This window comes from Streptomyces yunnanensis, assembly GCF_029011865.1.
Classification (GTDB): Bacteria; Actinomycetota; Actinomycetes; order Streptomycetales; family Streptomycetaceae; genus Streptomyces; species Streptomyces yunnanensis.
In genome coordinates, this window is record NZ_CP095749.1 from 9,301,198 (window position 1) to 9,318,542 (window position 17,345).

General features: G+C 70.4%; 19 protein-coding genes. 10 read left to right on the forward strand and 9 right to left on the reverse strand.

Annotated elements, in window-relative coordinates; genetic code table 11:
- Positions 1-18 precede the first annotated feature (18 nt).
- From MOV08_RS40940 to MOV08_RS40960, 5 genes are all read left to right on the forward strand, one after another.
- Positions 19-903, forward strand: coding sequence for an MOSC domain-containing protein (locus MOV08_RS40940; protein WP_275311269.1), 885 nt, complete (start codon positions 19-21; stop codon positions 901-903).
- A 9-nt stretch (positions 904-912) separates the two neighbouring features.
- Positions 913-1,311, forward strand: coding sequence for an SDR family NAD(P)-dependent oxidoreductase (locus MOV08_RS40945; protein WP_476718411.1), 399 nt, complete (start codon positions 913-915; stop codon positions 1,309-1,311).
- A gap of 116 nt (positions 1,312-1,427) precedes the next feature.
- Positions 1,428-2,245 (forward strand): IS5 family transposase gene (locus tag MOV08_RS40950; protein WP_420834259.1). Its coding sequence is split into 2 segments (ribosomal slippage): positions 1,428-1,779 and positions 1,779-2,245, totalling 819 coding nucleotides; the frame shifts between segments, so codons are not numbered across the junction.
- Between the two features lie 20 nt (positions 2,246-2,265).
- A complete protein-coding gene (locus MOV08_RS40955) occupies positions 2,266-2,658 on the forward strand; it encodes a RidA family protein (protein WP_039639342.1) in 393 nt (130 codons plus the stop codon).
- A 375-nt stretch (positions 2,659-3,033) separates the two neighbouring features.
- The gene (locus tag MOV08_RS40960) at positions 3,034-3,666 is read left to right on the forward strand and encodes a GmrSD restriction endonuclease domain-containing protein (protein ID WP_039639343.1); all 633 of its coding nucleotides are present in this window, start codon (positions 3,034-3,036) and stop codon (positions 3,664-3,666) included.
- 226 nt (positions 3,667-3,892) lie between these two features.
- Here MOV08_RS40960 and MOV08_RS40965 read toward each other — a convergent pair whose 3' ends face one another.
- A complete protein-coding gene (locus MOV08_RS40965; RefSeq protein ID WP_275311271.1) occupies positions 3,893-4,813 on the reverse strand; it encodes an SDR family oxidoreductase in 921 nt (306 codons plus the stop codon).
- 122 nt (positions 4,814-4,935) lie between these two features.
- Between MOV08_RS40965 and MOV08_RS40970 the strand changes: the two genes are divergently transcribed.
- Entirely contained in the window at positions 4,936-5,502 is a 567-nt protein-coding gene (locus MOV08_RS40970) for a TetR family transcriptional regulator (RefSeq protein WP_275311272.1), read from the forward strand.
- 306 nt (positions 5,503-5,808) lie between these two features.
- On the opposite strand, the gene MOV08_RS40975 is transcribed toward MOV08_RS40970, so the two are convergent.
- On the reverse strand, positions 5,809-6,321 hold the full coding sequence (locus tag MOV08_RS40975; protein ID WP_275311273.1) for a MarR family transcriptional regulator: 513 nt from the start codon (positions 6,319-6,321) through the stop codon (positions 5,809-5,811).
- Between the two features lie 58 nt (positions 6,322-6,379).
- On the opposite strand from MOV08_RS40975, the gene MOV08_RS40980 reads away from it, so the two are divergent.
- The gene (locus MOV08_RS40980; protein WP_275311275.1) at positions 6,380-7,354 is read left to right on the forward strand and encodes an amidohydrolase family protein; all 975 of its coding nucleotides are present in this window, start codon (positions 6,380-6,382) and stop codon (positions 7,352-7,354) included.
- Positions 7,355-7,817: 463 nt separating this feature from the next.
- Here the strand turns inward: MOV08_RS40980 and MOV08_RS40985 are convergent, their stop codons facing one another.
- From MOV08_RS40985 to MOV08_RS41000, 4 genes are all read right to left on the reverse strand, one after another.
- Positions 7,818-8,621, reverse strand: coding sequence for an MBL fold metallo-hydrolase (locus tag MOV08_RS40985; RefSeq protein ID WP_275311277.1), 804 nt, complete (start codon positions 8,619-8,621; stop codon positions 7,818-7,820).
- Positions 8,622-8,921: 300 nt separating this feature from the next.
- Complete coding sequence (locus MOV08_RS40990; protein ID WP_067356575.1) at positions 8,922-9,494, reverse strand: MarR family winged helix-turn-helix transcriptional regulator; 573 nt, start codon at positions 9,492-9,494, stop codon at positions 8,922-8,924.
- 225 nt (positions 9,495-9,719) lie between these two features.
- Positions 9,720-10,580, reverse strand: a complete 861-nt coding sequence (locus MOV08_RS40995) for a DUF4190 domain-containing protein (protein WP_039639354.1) — start codon at positions 10,578-10,580, stop codon at positions 9,720-9,722.
- A gap of 296 nt (positions 10,581-10,876) precedes the next feature.
- Complete coding sequence (locus MOV08_RS41000; protein WP_275311279.1) at positions 10,877-11,575, reverse strand: carbonic anhydrase; 699 nt, start codon at positions 11,573-11,575, stop codon at positions 10,877-10,879.
- 311 nt (positions 11,576-11,886) lie between these two features.
- On the opposite strand from MOV08_RS41000, the gene MOV08_RS41005 reads away from it, so the two are divergent.
- Both MOV08_RS41005 and MOV08_RS41010 read left to right on the forward strand, forming a co-directional pair.
- Entirely contained in the window at positions 11,887-12,552 is a 666-nt protein-coding gene (locus MOV08_RS41005) for a hypothetical protein (protein ID WP_275311280.1), read from the forward strand.
- A gap of 84 nt (positions 12,553-12,636) precedes the next feature.
- A complete protein-coding gene (locus tag MOV08_RS41010; RefSeq protein WP_275311281.1) occupies positions 12,637-13,563 on the forward strand; it encodes a phosphotransferase in 927 nt (308 codons plus the stop codon).
- A 70-nt stretch (positions 13,564-13,633) separates the two neighbouring features.
- On the opposite strand, the gene MOV08_RS41015 is transcribed toward MOV08_RS41010, so the two are convergent.
- Positions 13,634-14,746 carry a sensor histidine kinase gene (locus tag MOV08_RS41015; RefSeq protein WP_275311282.1) on the reverse strand — a complete coding sequence of 371 codons (1,113 nt, stop codon included), beginning with the start codon at positions 14,744-14,746 and terminating at the stop codon, positions 13,634-13,636.
- Positions 14,736-15,473, reverse strand: a complete 738-nt coding sequence (locus tag MOV08_RS41020; protein WP_039639360.1) for a response regulator transcription factor — start codon at positions 15,471-15,473, stop codon at positions 14,736-14,738. Before MOV08_RS41020 ends, MOV08_RS41015 begins: the two co-directional genes overlap by 11 nt.
- A gap of 230 nt (positions 15,474-15,703) precedes the next feature.
- On the opposite strand from MOV08_RS41020, the gene MOV08_RS41025 reads away from it, so the two are divergent.
- Positions 15,704-16,486: a methyltransferase domain-containing protein gene (locus MOV08_RS41025; protein WP_420834321.1), complete on the forward strand. Its 783-nt coding sequence runs from the start codon at positions 15,704-15,706 to the stop codon at positions 16,484-16,486.
- Positions 16,487-16,527: 41 nt separating this feature from the next.
- Here the strand turns inward: MOV08_RS41025 and MOV08_RS41030 are convergent, their stop codons facing one another.
- Complete coding sequence (locus MOV08_RS41030) at positions 16,528-17,316, reverse strand: YwqG family protein (protein WP_275311284.1); 789 nt, start codon at positions 17,314-17,316, stop codon at positions 16,528-16,530.
- Positions 17,317-17,345: the final 29 nt, after the last annotated feature.

Here is a 17,345-nt window from a genome sequence, read left to right on the forward strand (position 1 = left end):
GGCTGAAGGGGGCGGTAGGTGGCCGACGTCGTAGACCTGATCTGCTACCCCATCAAGGGGTGTGCGGGCACGTCCGTGGGTGATGCGCTTCTCACGCCGGCGGGCCTCCAGCACGACCGCAGCTTCATGGTCATCAGCGAGGACGGGGTCTACCGCACCCAGCGCCGCCACCCCCGCCTCGCCCTGGTCCGGCCCACGGTCAGCGCCGACGGCAGCCGGCTCACGCTCGACTCGACCGACACAACGAGCGGTCACGGCAAGGTGCGCCTCGACGTCACCACATCCGCGCCACGACGCGACGTCGACCTGTTCGGCGCCACCTTCCAGGGAATCGACCAGGGTGACGAAGTCGCCGCCTGGCTCTCGGAGTTCCTCGGCACCCCCAGCCGCCTGGTCCGCGTGCCGCCGGAGCACGACAGGATCGCTGACGGCTTGACCCCCGGCCCCTCCGGCTATGCCGACAGCAGCGCCGTACACCTGCTGTCCCGCTCGTCCCTCACCCTCCTCAACCGGCGGATGGTCGAGCAAGGCACCCCGCCCCTGCCCATGAATCGCTTCCGACCGAACATCGTCGTCGACAGCGGCTCCGGCCAAGGCCGTGGCCACGGCAGTGACAGCGGAGACTGGGCGGCCGTACCGCACACCGAGGACCGCGCACGCCGCATCAGCATCGGCGGTGCCGAACTGGGCTATGCCAAGCTCGCGGTGCGCTGCGCGGTCACCCTGGTCGATCAGGCGGCCGGGGTGCGGCAGAAGCGGGAACCGCTGCGTACGCTCGCAAGCTACCGGCGAGCGGCGAGCGGAGGCGTGGTGTTCGGCGCGAAATTCTCCGTGGTGCGGCCGGGGAAGCTGTCCGTTGGCGATGAGGTGGTCGTCCATGAGTGGGGCGACGCCGAACTGTGAGAACCCCTCCTGCGACGCGTTCAGGCGTCGCCAGCAGATGACTGCGCCGCGGCCCACGGCCGCCCCGCCGATCTGGTGCACGTCGGCTCCGTGGCCGGCCACAGTCTCCACCCCGGTTGGTCGGTCTACTGCGCCACCAAGTCCGCCGTGGCCCACCCGACCGGCAACCCGCGTGCCGAACTGGGCGCCCGCGGCGTCCGCGTGAAGAACATCGAACCCGGCGTCACCATCACGGAACTGGGCCACGACATGCGGGACATCACCCTGCAGACCGCCCTGGCCCGCACGCGGACCGACCTCCGCCCGCTCACCGCAGAGGACATCGCCGACACCATCGCCTTCGCCGTCTCCGCCCCCGCACACGTCAACGTCGCCGAACTGGCCGTCGTCCCCGTCCAACCGGGCTGATCGGTCGCCCGCCCTCCCGGACACCGGCAATGGACGTAGCGGCCCGGACCACTTAGAGGTCCTAACAGAAGTGGTTGATCATGTGACTGCTGGCCTATTTGCTCGTTGGTCTGGTCGTGGGGAAACGTCAGTCGCGGCCGTGGATCGTGTCGGATGAACTGTGGGCGTTGGTCGAGCCGTTGCTGCCCAAGCCGGGGCCGAAGCTGGTTGAGGGGCGGCCGAGGGTGCCGGACCGGCAGGCGTTGTGCGGGATCCTGTTCGTGCTGCACACCGGCATCCAGTGGGAGTACCTGCCGCAGGAGCTGGGCTTTGGTTCGGGTATGACCTGCTGGCGGCGGCTGGCCGCCTGGAATGCCGCCGGGGTGTGGGACCAGCTGCATGTGCTGCTGTTGAAGAAGCTGCGGTCGGCGAAGAAGCTGGACTGGTCCCGGGCGGTGATCGACTCTTCCCATGTGCGGGCGGCCCGTAGGGGCCCAAAAGCGGTCCCAGTCCGGTCGATCGCGCACGGCCGGGCAGCAAGCACCACGTCGTCACCGACGCCCAAGGCATCCCGCTCGCGGTGTCGCTGACCGGCGGCAACCGCAACGACGTCACCCAACTCCTGCCCCTGCTCGACAAGATCCCCCCTGTCGCCGGGGTTGTCGGCCGACCCCGGCACCGACCCGACGCACTGCTCGCCGACCGCGGCTACGACCACGACAAGTACCGGCGTCTGCTGTGGCAGCGCGGCATCCGTCCCGTGATCGCGCGGCGAGGCGAGCCACACGGCTCCGGCCTGGGCATCTTCCGATATGTCGTCGAACGAACCATCGCCTGGCTGCACGGCTTCCGACGCCTGCGCATCCGATGGGAGCGACGGGACGACATCCATGAAGCCTTCCTCGGACTCGCTACATGTCTCATCACCTACAGACACGTCCAACGCCTTTGTTAGGACCTCTTAGCGTTCGGCGCATGACAGAGCGACGTGCGATCCTCAGTGGCTCGACCTTCGAGGAGCAGATCGGCTACGCCCGTGCCGTGATCGACGGTGACTGGGTGCACGTGTCCGGGACGACCGGGTTCGACTACTCCACCATGACGATCTCGGACGACGTGGTGGCGCAGGCCGAGCAGTGCCTGCGGAACATCGAGGCCGCGCTGGCCGAGGCGAAGTGCACCTTCGCCGACGTGGTCCGGGTGCGCTATCTGCTGCCCGACCGCGCGGACTTCGAGCCCTGCTGGCCGGTCCTCCGCCGTTGCTTCGGGGAGGTCCGGCCGGCCGCCACGATGATGGTGTGCGGGCTCGCCGATCCCCGTATGAAGATCGAGATCGAGGTGTACGCACGACGGGCCACCACCGCCTGAGCAGCAGTTCGCGGATGCCTGGTTGCGGACCCGGTAAACGGGGCGTTCCGTGACGTCTGGTTGGTCCCTTCGCGCCTTGTGTGCGGGTGCTGTGCGGTGTCCCTCGGCGCTGCCGACCTGGTGGGGGGACCTGATCGAGACCTGTCTGCTTGCGTGAGGTGACGTCGGGCATGGCCGGCGCGCACCCCGCCACCTCACCGGCCGCCCATTCCTGATGCGTGCGGCATCGACCGCAGGCAAGGCCGCCCCTTCAAATGCAAGTAATGGGAAGGGAAAAGAATTGTCATGTCCATTCAACGCGCGTAGCGCAGGCCCCGACATGTGCGGTTTCCTCGAAAGGAGTCTCTCCAACCCCCCACATCTCAGGAGACCTTGATGCCTCGCGCTGCCCTCGGCCTGTCGGCCGCCGCCGTTATCGTCGTCGGCCTGTCCGCCGCCCCGGCGCTCGCCGAACCGCCGGCCCCGCCGTCGACATCGACCGCCCGCGCCGAGCTGACGGCCCTGACCGTCGCCACCCCGCACTCCATGGATGGCTACGCCCGCGACAAGTTCTCCATATGGGCCAAGCAGCCCGACGGTTGCACCACCCGCCAGGAGGTCCTCGCCCGCGACGGCAAGGACGTCCAGGACAAGCCGGGCAGCTGTCAGCCGGCCAGCGGTTCGTGGTACTCCGCGTATGACGACGCCACCGTCACCGATGTCGCGCAGGCCACCATCGACCACATGGTGCCCCTCGCCGAAGCCTGGCGCTCCGGCGCCGACACGTGGACCGCCGACCAGCGCAAGGCGTTCGGCAACGATCTGAAGGACCCTCAGCTGCTGATCGCCTCGGAGTCCTCCAACAGCTCCAAGAGCGACAGCGGCCCGGCCGACTGGAAGCCGACCAACCACGCCTTCTGGTGCACGTACGCCAAGGACTACACCCACATCAAGTCCGTCTGGAAGTTGACCACGACCGACGGTGAGAAGAAGGCGCTGGCCTCGATGCTCGACACCTGCACCAACTGACCCGACGGTGACTCGCCTCCCGCACATGCCATGGGGCTCGGCCGGTGCGGGAGGCGTTGCGCAGGAGACCTTCAGGACCGCCCGGCAGGGTTCCCTCCCATCGAGTCCCGTCGCCACGGGGCTACGGCACCTCTCATCCAGTGCCTCCGTCACGGGACTGGGGAAACGCCCGCCCCGCCCGCCACGGCGTCGGGCCCCGACGCCGTGCACCGTAGGGCGGATTCGGCTACGGCAGGGTGGAACGGCCCACCGCGGCCCGGAAGTAGTGACCCTGTTCCAGGTCGTCTATGAGTCCGTGATGGGTCGGCTGCCATCCCAGTAGTTCGCGGGTCAGTGCACTGGACGTCGGGGAGTCGGCCCCGAAGAAGGCGCCCAGCCAGCCGAAGTGCCGCTCCGCGTCCTCGGGGGCGACGGACGCCACCGGGAGGCCGAGATGCCGGCCGATCGCGTCGGCGATGGTACGGACCGGTACCGCCTGTTCGGCGACTCCATGCAGCACCGACCCCGCCGGAGCCTCCTCCAGCGCCAGCCGGAACAGGCGCGCGGCATCGCTGCGGTGCACGGCACACCAGCGGTTCGACCCGTCACCGACGTATCCCGACACGCCCCTGTCGCGGGCGATATCGATGAGGGTCTTCACGAAGCCGTGGTCGCCTTCACCGTGCACCGACGGCGCCAGCCGCAGCACTGACGAGCGGACCCCGCGCGCGGTGAGGGCGAGCGTGGCCTGCGCCGAGGGAGCTCTCAGGGCCCCGATCGAGTCGGCAACGGGGACGTCCCGTTCGGTCACCACCCGTCCTTCGGCGATCCCCAGCGTGCCGGAAGCGACGACCAGGGGTCGGTCGGATCCCTCCAGCGCGGCACCGAGCGTCTCGATGGCACGCAGATCGGTGTGCGCCGCGTGCTCGTACCGCGAGAAGTGGTGGATGAAGGCGAGGTGGATGACCCCGTCGGACGCGGCGGCGCCGGCGCGCAGGCTGTCCAGGTCTTCCAGTGTGCCGCGGTGCACCTGCGCCCCGGCGGCAGTCAGCCGCTCGGCCGAGGCGTCCGAGCGCGCGAGCCCGAGGACCTGGTGGCCCGCGCCGATGAGTTCGGGAACGACGGCGGACCCGATGAAACCGGATGCGCCGGTGACGAATACACGCATGAGCAGAACTCCCAGCACTTCATAGCCCTCTGCGCAGGGTGCGCCGAGGATGGACCGATGTCAGTCACTGACATCAAAGGTAGCACCGATGTCAGTGACTGTCATCGAGTAAGATTCGGGACATGAGTCGATGGGAGCCCAACGCGCGTGGCCGACTTGAGCAGGCGGCATTGGAGCTCTACAGCGAGCGCGGGTACGAACAGACCACCGTGGCGGAGATCGCCAAGCGTGCGGGGCTGACGGAGCGGACGTTCTTCCGGTACTTCCCCGACAAGCGCGAGGTGCTGTTCGCCGGCGCCGGCACACTCCAGGAGCTCTTCGTCGACACCGTCGCCGAGGCGCCTGACGCCGCGGCGCCGATCGACGCGGTGGCCGCGGCCCTCGATGCCGCCGCGGCACAGTTCCAGGGGCGCTTCGACAGGGTTCGCCGCCGGCAAGCCGTCATCGCCGCCAACGCCGAGCTCCAGGAACGCGAACTGATCAAGTTCGCCTCGTTGTCCGCGGCACTCTCCGACACTCTGCGCCGCCGCGGCGTGGGAGAGCCGGCCGCGAGCCTGACGGCCGAGGCGGGCATCGCCGTGTTCAAGATCGCGTTCGAGCGCTGGGTCGAGCAATCCGGCGACCGGGACTTCGCGCACCTCATCCGGGAGTCGCTCGCCGAACTCAAAGCCGTGGCCGCGGGCGCCTGACTCCGTCGCCGGGCGCCGCCGCCCGCGCAAGAGCCGCGCGCTCGACGCCGGGACCACTCGCGGCAGGCGCCTCATCGCCCGGGCCCCGCGTCATCTGCGCAAAAATCCGTTCGCCGTGATCCGCGGTGAGTCGCCGGCGTCCTGAAACGTGGCCGTCGACGATCCCAGGGCGTCGTGCGGCGCGGATGTGACGCCGTGTTCGTGCACTGTGACGAGGCGTACGGCGCCGCGGTGAAGTGCCGTCCCCTGTTGGGGAGTTCGTGCCCGAACCACCGTCCCGTCCGCCCTTGCCGAGCTGAGGGTTCGTCAGTGGTCCGTACCGGTCATCGTGTCGGTGATGAGGCCGGCGAGCTGGTGCAGTCGTGCGGTGAGCGCGTGCCGCTCCTGCGGTGTGAAGCGGGACAGTGCCTGGGCCTGGCGGGTGCGCAGCTCGGTGCGCATGGCGGTGAGTCGTCGGGTGCCGTCGTCGGTGAGCCGGATGAGGACCTGCCGTTCGTCCTGGTCGGAGCGGCGACGGGTGATCACGCCATGGGCTTCGAGTTGTTTGAGCATCCGCGTGGCGGTGGGGACGCTGATGTCCGCGTTGGCGGCGAGCTTGCTGACGGGTAGGCCCGCGCCCCGGGAATCCTCCGTCAGGAGGTCGAGCAGGGCCAGCTGGGCCATGGAGAGTCCGGTCGCGGACCGCCCGACGGTGGCGGCCCGTGACCGGCGCATGGCGTAGAACAGCTGGTCAGCGGCGCGCGCCAGCTCCTCGATGCCCCCTTGGTCGGAGGCCGGGGCTGGGCTGTCGTCGGCGACGCCCTTGCTCGTCTCTCGCATGATTGTTAGCTTACTCAATGAATTCATTAGCAAGCTAAGTAATAGGGAGCTAAGGATCATGGATCGCCCCGGCCGCATCGACGTCCACCAGCACATCGTCCCGCCTCTGTGGGCCGGCGCCCTCGCCGCGCGTGGCCTGGACTCCGGAGGCTGGCCCATCCCGGACTGGAGCCCGAGCGGCGCGATCGCGATGATGGACCAACAGGGCATCGCCACCGGCGTGCTCTCGGTCACCGCACCCGGCGTCCACCTCGACGGCGACGCCGAAGCCCGCACCCTGGCCCGCGCCGTCAACGAGTACGGTGCCGAGGTCGTCAAGGACCGCCCCGACCGCTTCGGTCACTTCGCCAGCGTCCCGCTGCCCGATGTCGACGCAGCCCTCGCCGAGGTCGCCTACGCACTGGACACCCTGCACGCCGACGGAGTCGTGCTGATGTCCAACGTCCACGGCCGCTACCTGGGCGACCCGGACTTCGAGCCCCTGTGGGCCGAACTCGACCGACGCCAGACCACCGTCTTCGTGCACCCCGCCCAGCCGCCGATGCCGCGGTTGCCCGGCACCCCCGCCCCGCTCGCCGACTATGTCTTCGACACCACCCGCACCGCCCTCGACCTGGTGCTCAACGGCGTCATGCGCCGCTACCCGAACGTGCGCGTCATCCTCTCCCACGGCGGCGGCTTCCTGCCTTACGCCGCCTACCGGTTCGCCGGCCTGGCCTCCATCGCCGTCGACCCGGAGCGCAACGACGAGGACGTCCTCCGCGATCTGAAGCGCTTCTTCTTCGACACCGCCCTGACCGCCAGTCCCAGTGCCCTGCCCGCCCTGCTCGCCTTCGCCGAGCCAGGCCACGTCCTCTACGGCAGCGACTGGCCCTTCGCGCCCCAGGAGGCCGGCACCTACTACAACCATCACCTGGAGACCTACCCCCACTACGCGCCCGGTCAGGTCGAGGCCATCGACCGGGGCAACGCCGAAGCGCTCTTTCCGCGCCTCGCCGGCCCGTCTCTCTCCGCGGCGGTCGACGTGCGCTGATCCTCGGCCGATGCGCCGTGCTCAGCGAACGCCCGCAGGCGGAGCTTGGGTGCGGTGGCGTCCGCGAGCCGCTGCAGGCGGTTGTCCCCCGCGGCGAGGACTGTGTGCGTGGCCTTTCGTTGTTTCCGGGGCCCGTCAGCTTCACCGTGGTCAGGTACCCGGCCGGCATCGTCGCGACGACGAAGCGTTCGGAGGTCGGCCCGAGCAGGCCGATCTGGTGGACGTGGGCCTCCAGGCCGCCCGCGGCGTCGGCGTCACTCTCGAACTCGGGGAGCGCCTCGTGCAGTCTCGCGACGGTGGCCACCCTGCCGGCGAAGCAGCCGTTGAGAACGTCGCAGTCGACGGACCTCCGCAGGAGTCAGGGGCGGGTGACTGGATCCTGGAGTCGGCAGAGGGCTTCCACACCATGGACCCGACCCCGGCCGGAGACCCGGTCCGCCGGCCACAGCAGTGACTCCGGCTCTCATTCCTGGTCTCGCAGGTTCGCGTGGAGGAGTTCGTGCAGGCGGCTTCGGGTGAAGTTGCGGCCGTGACCCGGGTGGACGGCGGACACGTCCAGGTCCAAGAGGTGTTGCAGGCTTCGGCGGTAGGCGGACCGGTCCGATTCCGGGAGGTCGTCGATGAGGTCGCCGTTGTAGATCACATCGCCGGAGTACAGCACCCCGGTGTGCGTTTCGTGCAGGGCGATGCACCCCGGTGTGTGGCCGGGCAGGTGGATGACGGTCAGCTGTCGGCCGCCGAGGTCGATGACGTCCCCGTCGTGCAACTGTTGGGTCACCTCCAGGGGAGCCACCTGGTAGGTGCGAGGGTCGTAGGTCGGGTGCGGAAGTGCGTTGATCAGCAGGTTCGGTGGGGGGTCTGCCGCGGCGTCGAGGCCGAGTCGGTCGTAGAGCTCGATGCCGAACAGGCTCGCCGCAACCCCTTCCGCCAGCGCTCCGGCGGCAGCGGTGTGGGCGGCCTGTTCGCGGAACTCATGGGCGCCGCCGACGTGGTCGAGGTGGGCGTGGGTGAGAACGACCAGCGGATCCCGCGTGAACATCTGCGGGATCTCCTGGCGTAGGGCGGCGACGCCCAGGCCGGCGTCCACGACGAGGTCGCGATCGGTTCCGCGCAACCACCACAGGTTGGCCCGCAGCAGCTTGTCGACGTGCGGTTCGGTGATCCGGACGATTCCGTCGTCCAGTTCGTGCAGCTCAAACCAGTGAGCCGGAACCGGCAGGTCGTGCGTCGCGGTCGCCGGGTCCGCCCCGGGAGCAGAAACAGTCATGCCGAGGATCCCATCAGGCCCCTCGTCGGCCGAGCAAGAGATTTGGGTTCGGGTGTGGAATTCGGGGACGGCGATGGTGTCGACGCGGGACGCCCAGGGGCCGGGATCGAGGGTGTGGGTGGGATCGAGGAGAAGTGGGCGGCCGGCACGGGTCAGTTCGCTCAGGCCGGGCAGGTCCGCGCCGGTCGAGCATCCGCACGACCTGCCCGACCAGGCCGTTCGCGCGGTGTTCGGTGGACGGCTCGGTGCGGCGCTCCAGGACGAGCGGCCGCGCACCAGGCAAGGGGCGCCGACGCCCCGTCAGGACTTCGGGCGGCGTCCGCTGCGGCGGGGTGCCGGCTCCGCGCCGTCCAGCAGCGCCGCCCGCCGCTCCTCGCCGTGCGTCTCGACCTGCACCACGATCCGGCGCAACATCTCGGCGGTCCGTCGGCACTCCTCGGCGTCGAGCCGTTGGGTGACGAAGACCTCCTCCGCGTTGAACTGGGGGAACAGACGGTGCATCAGCGCCTCGCCCTCCGTGGTGAGACCGAGCAGCACCAACCGGCCGTCCTCGGGGTGGCCAGCCCGCCTGACCAGGCCGCGGGACTCCAGGGTGCGGGCGACGCCGGTCAGGGTGCCCTTGGAGATCCCGACCTCCTCCGCGACGTATCGGGTCTCCGACTCGCCCCAGATCCAGATCACCCACAGCACGACGAACGCGGTCCAGGTCAGATCCGAACCGCGCAGTACGGAATTCTCCAGATGTTGCCGGACGGCCGCGGCCACCCGATGGATGTTGGCCACCACGGCCATCTGGTCGTGCCCGATCGGGACGCCGCCGAGCTTGGCTTCGACGAGCTTCTCGGCCTCGATGATGGAGCGTTGGCCTGGCACGGGACCCTCCTCTTCGTCGCCGGCGTACGGCCCGGCCGTGAGGCGCGCGCCGGACCGTACGGAGCCAAATTGTAGAAGTGCCCTGCTTTTGACCGGTCTTGGCTCGCGCCCGCAGAGGAGGAAATCAGGCGTTCGCCGCAGTCGGCGACCTGCGGGGGCCGCACCGGCAGACCGGTCGCGACTGCTCGCGAACGTCTGCGCTACGGTTGGGGCCTGCCGTGCAGGTCAGGAGGAGGGCCCGCTCCAGTAGGCGTCGTCCCACTGCGACACGTCCGGGCTGAACTTCACCTCGACCGGATTGGCGGCCTCTGGCGGCAGTGAGAAGGCGTACTTGCCGATGACCGTCCCGTTGGGCGGGACGGCGCCGGTGATGACCTTCTGCCGGCCGCTTCCGTCGATCACCAGCTGTGCCGAGATCCCGTCCGCGTCCTTGACGTCCGGCATTCCGGTCTCGACGCCCACGCGCCGGGAGCCGGTGTTGACCACCGTGACGGTGACCTCCACGGCCTTGTTGCCCTTGGCGTGGCCGTTGGCGAACTCGTCCGGGGTGAACGGCGTCGGCTTGGACACCGTGACCTTCAGGCCATTGCCGAAGGTGTACGCCTCGCCGAAGGAGAGGTGCCGCTTCTTCTCCTCGGCCGCCTTCGACTCCTCGGCCTCCTTGACTTCCTTGATCTCCGAGCGTGCGCCATCGACGGCGTGCTTGACCACCACCGCGGTGAACACCGCGCTGCCGACCGCGATCAGCAGGCCGACGATGCCCAGGGCGAGACCGGCGACGGCCATGCCCTTGTTGGTCGCACGACCCTTGCGGGCGTGGCTCAGCCCCACGGCGCCGAAGATCACAGCCAGCAGGGCAGGGAGCCAGGACAACCAGAACAGGAAGACGAACACGCCGAGAACCACGCCGACCAGGCCGAGCACCAGGGCGGTGATGCCCATGCCGTTACGGGGTTGGCCGATGTGCGTCGGGTACGTCGCAGGGGGCACGTCGACGGATTGGTGTGCCGGTGGGGCCCACGGGTTGTGGTCCTGTGGCTCGCGACCCGTGGTCGTGGAGCCGTCGGGAGGAGTGGGCGTAGTCATGCGGTTCCTTCACACGAGTCTCTGAACTGGGAGATTACCAGAACATTTTCCCTATTATTTACCCCTGATGGTCGATATCGGTCGAGCTGTTTACTCGTTCGGAAGGGGGGCGTGGGCGGGCGCGGCGTGGCCGTGCCTGGGCGCGGCCAGGCACGGCACGACGGCACGGCACGGCACGGCACCGCACGGCGCTTCGCCTGGCGTGAGCCGAGACGGTCGGCAGGTGCGGTCGAGCGCAGGCGGTCAGGTGGGGGGGGGCAGATGCCGAGGGCGGACCGGGGCTTCGTCCGGCCGGTTCAGGAAGGTGCGCCGGCCAGAACTTCCACTGTGCCCGTGTCGAGCGAGTAGTAGGCGCCGACCACGGCAAGGGCCCCCTTGGCCACGAGGGGGGCGAGGTCCTGGTTGGCGCGCAGCTCGGTCGCGGTCAACTTGACCTGTGCACGGGCCATGGTGTCGACGGGGTCTGCGCCTCCTTCCCGGACCGTCTGTTCGTACGCGGGCTGCAGTGCCTCGACGATCGTCTGCAGATTGCCGGCCAGCGGTTTGTCGTCGTGGAGGGATGCGTATGCGGCCTTGACGGCGCCGCAGCGCTGATGTCCGAGGACCACGATGAGCGGGGTGCCGCTCGTCATCGGCCCGTACTCGACGGAACCGGTGACCACCGGGCCGACCGCCGCCCCGCCCGTGCGCATCACATACAGGTCGCCCAGTCCCGTGTCGAAGAGGAGCTCGGGCGGCACCCGGGAGTCGATGCACGAGAGGATCGAACCGAAGGGCTCCTGCGTCTGGGAGACCAGCTGACGCCGATTCGGATCCCGGTCGGGGTGTTGGAGGTCTCCGCTCACCCAGCGCTTGTTGCCTTCCATCAGTCGCGCGAATGCCGTGGCCGGAGTGGTCGGCCGGGGTGACGACGAAGCGCCGGTCGCCGACGGCGCGGCGCTCGTCGACGCGCACCCGGCGAGCGCGAGCGTGGCACCCGCGAGCCCGCCGGCCAACAGCGCTCTACGATCCAGATGTCCCGCACCAGTCATCGCTCGTCGTTCCCCTCGATGTCGCCCGGGCCCTGCCCTGCTTCTTGACCAGGGCAATTGTTCAGCGGGGCGGGGTGACGCGACGGCAGGCGCACGCGGGCACGGGAGGGGTTGCCACCGACGGCCGAGGGCGGGTACCGGCGGCGCGTGGACGTGGGCGGCCGCCCCCGGCTTCGTCGGCACCGCTGCGGCCCGCACTCTCGTCACGCCCTCATGGCCTTCGCCTTCCGACGAAATACCGGGTGGAGGTCTGCGCACGGTGTGAGACTGCTGCCATGACCATGCACCTCATCTCCGTCATCGGCAGCAGCCCTGGTGTCGGCAAGTCCACCCTGTGCCGTGCGATAGCCGAGTGGCTCGGCAACACCGGCGCATCGGTGGACCACTTCGAGGAGGCCGACATCCTCACACGGTCCGCCTTCCGGCCCGTGGCCGAAGAGTTCGCCGGTGGGGACGGAACCGTCCGGCCTGCGACCTTGGTCGAGTGCACGCGCGCCTACGTCGCCGAGTCACTCGCGGCGGGCAAGGACTACCTGGTGACCGATGCCCTGCTGCCGTTCATCCCGTCCCTCGTGGCATGGGGGCACGACGAGGGGACTCTCGTCCACGTCATGGGTGAGCTGGCCCGGGCTGTGGAGCCGGCCCAGGTCACCGTGGTGTACGTCCATGACGATCCGGCCACGGCGCTGCGGCGTGCGGTCGAGCGAGAGGGCGATGCCTGGGAGGACTGGTACGTACGGAAGCTCGCCGGGTCCCCTGGTACTCGGGCTGTTCACGACCTCGCGTCGGCCGCCGCTCATCTCCGCTACGAGGCCGACCTGACCCGTCGTCTGCTCGCACGGACCCCGTGGCACGTGTTGGGCGTGGACGTAGGAGATCTCGACGCTCAGGAAACGTATGCCCATGCCCGGGGCCGCCTGGTGGAGGTGCTGGGCCGGTAGTTCGTCCAGTACGTCCCCGATGCCGGCCGGCCGTGCGGGAAAATCGGGTGAGCGGGGCCCGGGCCGTGATTAGGGTCGGGTCTCATGCATTCCCGTCCCGCTTCCATCAGCGACGATGCCATCGCCCGTGCGATCGCCGGGCATTGGCCGGCGAAGACACCCGAGATCGCGGAGGTCGTCTATCTGCCCTGGGGTTTCGGCGCGCATCACTGGCGAGTGGCCGGTGGCGGCACCGCCTTGTTCGTGACGTGGGACGAGTTGGGGCCCAGGCATACCGCGGAGTCGCTGGAAGCCGCGTATGCGGGGGCGGCGGCGCTCGCGGCGGGCGGGCTGGAGGTGGTGTGCGCACCGCTGCCGCATCGGGCCGGGCGGTTCACCGTCGAGGCCGCGGGTGGGGCGCTCAGCGTGACGCCGTGGTTGGACGGGCGGACTCCGACGGAGGCGGAGGCGTGCGAGCCGGGCCATGTCCGTGGGGTTGTCGCCGCGTTGGCCGCGTTGCATGACGCCGAGCCTCCGGGGGGATTGCGGGACTGGGCTCCGCGGGTCGCGCCGTCGTTCGCCGCCGCTTTGCGGGCCAGGACCACGCGGCCGTGGACGTCCGGTCCGCTGGGGGAGGAGGCCAGGGCCGCGCTGGCCGCGCGCGGCGAGGAGATCGGACGCTGGACGGCCCGCTATCACGAACTGGCGGACAGCGCGCTCGCCGGCCGGGAGGGGTGGGTGCCGACGCACGGCGAGCCGCACTACGCCAACCAGCTCGTCGGCGCCTTCGGCCTACGACTGGTCGACTGGGAATCGCTGGTGCTCGCACCGCGCGAGCGGGACTACGGCGATCTGCTCGCCGCCGGTGCCCGCCTGCGTCACGATCCGGCGATGGTCGAGTTGTTCGCGCTCGATTGGCGATTGTCGGAGATCGCGGAGTACGCGCGGTGGTTCGCCTCGCCGCACACCGGCGGCGAGGACGACCGCACGGCGTTGGAAGGGCTGTTCGAGGAACTGTCGGCGTCGGAGTGAGTGCGGCTGTCCTGCCGCGGTGTGCGCGTGCGTGCACGTGGCGTTGGTGCGGCCGGCCGGCCGGTGGTGGTCAGCCGGCTGCGGGAAGGTGGACCTCGAAGCGGCATCCGCCGGGCACGTTGGACACCGCGGCGCGGCCCTGGTGGGCCTCCACGATGCCGCGCACGATGGCCAGGCCCAGCCCCGCCCCGGCGGGCGGGGTCCGGGCGTGGGTGCCGCGCCAGCCGGTGTCGAAGACCCGGGGCAGGTCTTCCGGGGGGATGCCGCCACAGCCGTCGGTCACGGACAGGACGACGCCGGTGGCCTGGCGCCGGGCGGAGACCGCGACGGTGCCGTCGGCGGGGGTCCGGCGGATGGCGTTGATCAGCAGGTTGCCCAGTACGCGGGACATCTCGCGGCCGTCGACCTCGATCGGCACGGGATCGACGCCGTCCCCGACCAGTCGCACGCCGTGTTCCCTGGCGAGTGCGTCCACGCCGGCGATCGCTTCCCCGACGAGGTCGTAGGCCGACATGCGGGTGGGGGCCAGGGTGAGGACGCCGGCCTGGATGCGGGAGAGCTCGAAGAGGTCGCCGACCATGGTGCCCATCCGCTCGACCTCCGTGCGGATGCGGATGTGGTAGACGCCGGGGTCGTCGACCACGCCGTCCTCCAGCGCCTCGGCCATCGCCTGCAGGCCGGCCAATGGGGTGCGCAGATCGTGGGAGATCCAGGCGACCAGTTCCCGGCGCGAGGCTTCCAGGGTCCGCTCGCGCTCCCGGGATTCGGTGAGCCTGGCGCTGGTGGCGGCCAGTTCGCGGCTCAGCTGGGCGAGTTCGGCCGTGGGCGCGGTGGCGGGCGGGGTGAAGCGGCCGTCGTCCCCCAGGGCTCGGGCGGCCTCGGCCAGTGCGCGGCTTCCCTTGACGACGCGGCGGCCGAGGACGAGGGCCACCGTCATGGAGACGACCGCCGCCATGGCGCAGACCGTCGTCACGACCCACAGGTCGTGATCGGACAGCAGCATGGCCCAGGAGACCAGGAGCGTTCCGGCGAGCATCGCGGCCACCGTGACGGCGGCGACCACGGCCAGGGACAGGGTGACCGATCGGTTCCGGAGCAGCCGCAGGGCGGCCGTGCCGACCAGTCCGGCGGCGCCCGCGCCGACCGCCGCGTACAGCGCGATGAGCAGCGCGTCACCGATCATCGTGGGCTCCTCGCTCGTCGGCGCCTTCCGGCGGTGGGGCGGCGTCGAAGCGGTAGCCCACGCCCCACACCGTGCTGATCAGGTGCGGGCGGGCCGGGTCGTCCTCGATCTTCTCGCGCAGTCGCCGTACGTGGACGGTCACGGTGGACAGATCGCCGAACTCCCAGCCCCACACCCGGCGCATCAGCTCCTCCCGGCTCGTCGCCCGCCCGGGGTTCCGCAGGAAGAACTCCAGCAGGTCGAACTCCCGTATTGTCAGGGCGAGTTCGTTTCCGTCGCGGGTGGCGCGTCGGCCGGCCGGGTCCAGGCTGAGCGGTCCGGCCCGCAGCCACGGCTCCGACCGTGCCGTCCGGGCGGTGGCCGGTACGCCGGCGCGGCGCAGTACCGACTGCACCCGCAGGACGAGTTCGCGGGGGCTGAAGGGCTTGGTGACGTAGTCGTCCGCTCCGAACTCCAGGCCCAGGATGCGGTCCTCCTCGTCGCCGCGCGCGGTGAGCATGATCACCGGGAGTGGGCCCTGCTCGCGGATGCGCCGGCAGACCTCCAGCCCGTCCATGCCTGGCAGCATCAGGTCCAGCACCACCAGGTCGGGTGGCTGGGCGGTGGCCCGGGCCACGGCGGTCGGGCCGTCGGCGATCGTCTCGACCGCGAAGCCCGCCCGGTCCAGATAGCCGGCCACGACTTCGGAGACGGTGGGGTCGTCGTCCACGACGAGTACGCGTTTCACCTCACCGAGTCTTGCATCCTCTTTCGGTGGCCGGCCGCGAAGGCCCGGGACGTCAGCGTTCCGTAAGGTGAGCAAGTCCTTTATGTACCTTTTGCTCTCGTAGGGTGAGGCGGGTGAGTGAGACATCCCCTTCCCCTTCACGGGTCGACGTCGTGCTGCCCTGCCTCGCCGGGGCCCAGGCACTGCCGTGGGTGCCGGACCGCATTGCGCAGGGCCGGCGCGCGACCGACATCGCGGCGGCCGCCCAACCCCACGCACCGACGCCCGCCACCGGCCGCCCCGCACCCGCAGAACCGCGTGACCCCTGGACGGACCAGCCCTACGCGCACGCCCTGCGCACCGGCAGTGGCCCCCTCTTCCTGCGCCGCCTGTCACCGTCGGACAGCGCGCAGGGCCCCGGTTGGCGGGGCGATCTGCTGCCCCTGGACGTCGAGCGCTGGTGCGCCGTGCCCGACGCGGCCGACTCCAGCGTGCTGCGGCGCTGCACCGGCCCCGTCCTCGACGCCGGCTGCGGCCCCGGACGCCTGGTGGCCGCGCTGAGCGCCCAAGGCGTCCCGGCGCTGGGCATCGACGTCAGCCCGACCGCCGTGGCGTGCACCCGCCGCCTGGGGGGCCGGGCCGTGCGACGGTCCGTCTTCGACCGCCTGCCGCAGGAGGGCCGGTGGGGCACCGTCCTGCTCATGGACGGCAACATCGGCATCGGTGGCGATCCGATCGGCCTGCTCGACCGCCTGCGCACCGTGGTCGCCCCGGGTGGACGCCTGCTGGCCGAGGCGGCCCCCCACGACGTGGACGAGCGCCTCACCGCGCGCGTCGAGGACGCCCGGGGCCGCCACGGCCGCCCGTTCCCCTGGGCCCGTCTGGGCACCAACGCCCTGCTGCATGCCGCCGACGCGACGGGTTGGCTCCCGACCGGCCGATGGGCGGTCGACGGCCGTCCCTTCGTGGCACTGCGCCGATCGGGCCCGGAGCGGATGCCGAACGGCGGCCCGCGAGCTGGCTGTTCTTCCTGACGGACCGCGGCGCGTGCCGGGCCGGGCCGGGCCGCGTCAGTTCAATGCAGGTCCACCTGGAAGGGATGACGGTGATCGGCAGGGCAGGTGAAGATCCGCAGGTCTCCGGAGCGGCCGACGACGACTCCTGTCTCCGCATCGCTGGCCATGGTGAACAGCAGCGTCAGGTCCGTGCCGCAGTCACCGCAGGCGAACACTGCCGGGTACGTCAGGTGCCAGGTCGGCCAGCCGCCGAGCTTCCAGCCGGCGACGCGGGTGATGACATCACTGCCGTCAGCGATCGCACCGACCAGTTCCTCCAGTTGCGGGCGGAGGTCCGCAGGCAGTTCTTCACGGTAGGGGAAGTCGGTCAGATGCCGAGCGGTGAGGGTGCATGCCCGGGGCAGATAGCCGTCCTCGTCGTAGCGCGAGGGCGACGGCGGGGTCGTCAACCGGCTCGTCACCTCAGCGGCCCGACGCCATCGCATCTCGACCACAGGGCTGGTGTCGGCCTGTTGGGCCGGCGGATCCCAGTGTTCGTTGGGACACCAAAGGATCTGCAAGAGGTCGAAGTCGGCGGGCCACCAGGGCCCCGGCGCGTCTCGTCGGAAGATCTGGGCGACCGGCACCATCGCCGTGGCAGGTGCGCCGTCAGGGCTGTCCACGTCGGGCAGGGAGCACTCCGGCCACGGTTCGTCACTCGGCCACAGGAGCGGGCCGCCGATCGAGCTGTGCCGGGGGTCCGGCTCGCCACGCTCGGGACAGAGCACCACGGCGTCGCGCGCGTAGGGAGCGAGCGCGGGCAGTGCGGTGAGTATCGCTTCGGTCGATGGTCTGGAGCTGTGCGTCATCATGTCTTCCGGTCAGCCGGCGGGAAATC

Bases quoted from the DNA above. Each gene is read 5' to 3' on its own strand.
- MOV08_RS40955 (WP_039639342.1), top strand. From the start codon at position 2,266: ATGACAGAGCGACGTGCGATCCTCAGTGGCTCGACCTTCGAGGAGCAG.
- MOV08_RS41010 (WP_275311281.1), top strand. From the start codon at position 12,637: ATGCATTCCCGTCCCGCTTCCATCAGCGACGATGCCATCGCCCGTGCG.
- MOV08_RS41005 (WP_275311280.1), top strand. From the start codon at position 11,887: ATGACCATGCACCTCATCTCCGTCATCGGCAGCAGCCCTGGTGTCGGC.
- MOV08_RS41030 (WP_275311284.1), bottom strand. From the start codon at position 17,316: ATGACGCACAGCTCCAGACCATCGACCGAAGCGATACTCACCGCACTG.
- MOV08_RS40985 (WP_275311277.1), bottom strand. From the start codon at position 8,621: ATGACTGTTTCTGCTCCCGGGGCGGACCCGGCGACCGCGACGCACGAC.
- MOV08_RS40980 (WP_275311275.1), top strand. From the start codon at position 6,380: ATGGATCGCCCCGGCCGCATCGACGTCCACCAGCACATCGTCCCGCCT.
- MOV08_RS40970 (WP_275311272.1), top strand. From the start codon at position 4,936: ATGAGTCGATGGGAGCCCAACGCGCGTGGCCGACTTGAGCAGGCGGCA.
- MOV08_RS40975 (WP_275311273.1), bottom strand. From the start codon at position 6,321: ATGCGAGAGACGAGCAAGGGCGTCGCCGACGACAGCCCAGCCCCGGCC.
- MOV08_RS40960 (WP_039639343.1), top strand. From the start codon at position 3,034: ATGCCTCGCGCTGCCCTCGGCCTGTCGGCCGCCGCCGTTATCGTCGTC.
- MOV08_RS40965 (WP_275311271.1), bottom strand. From the start codon at position 4,813: ATGCGTGTATTCGTCACCGGCGCATCCGGTTTCATCGGGTCCGCCGTC.
- MOV08_RS40995 (WP_039639354.1), bottom strand. From the start codon at position 10,580: ATGACTACGCCCACTCCTCCCGACGGCTCCACGACCACGGGTCGCGAG.
- MOV08_RS41015 (WP_275311282.1), bottom strand. From the start codon at position 14,746: ATGATCGGTGACGCGCTGCTCATCGCGCTGTACGCGGCGGTCGGCGCG.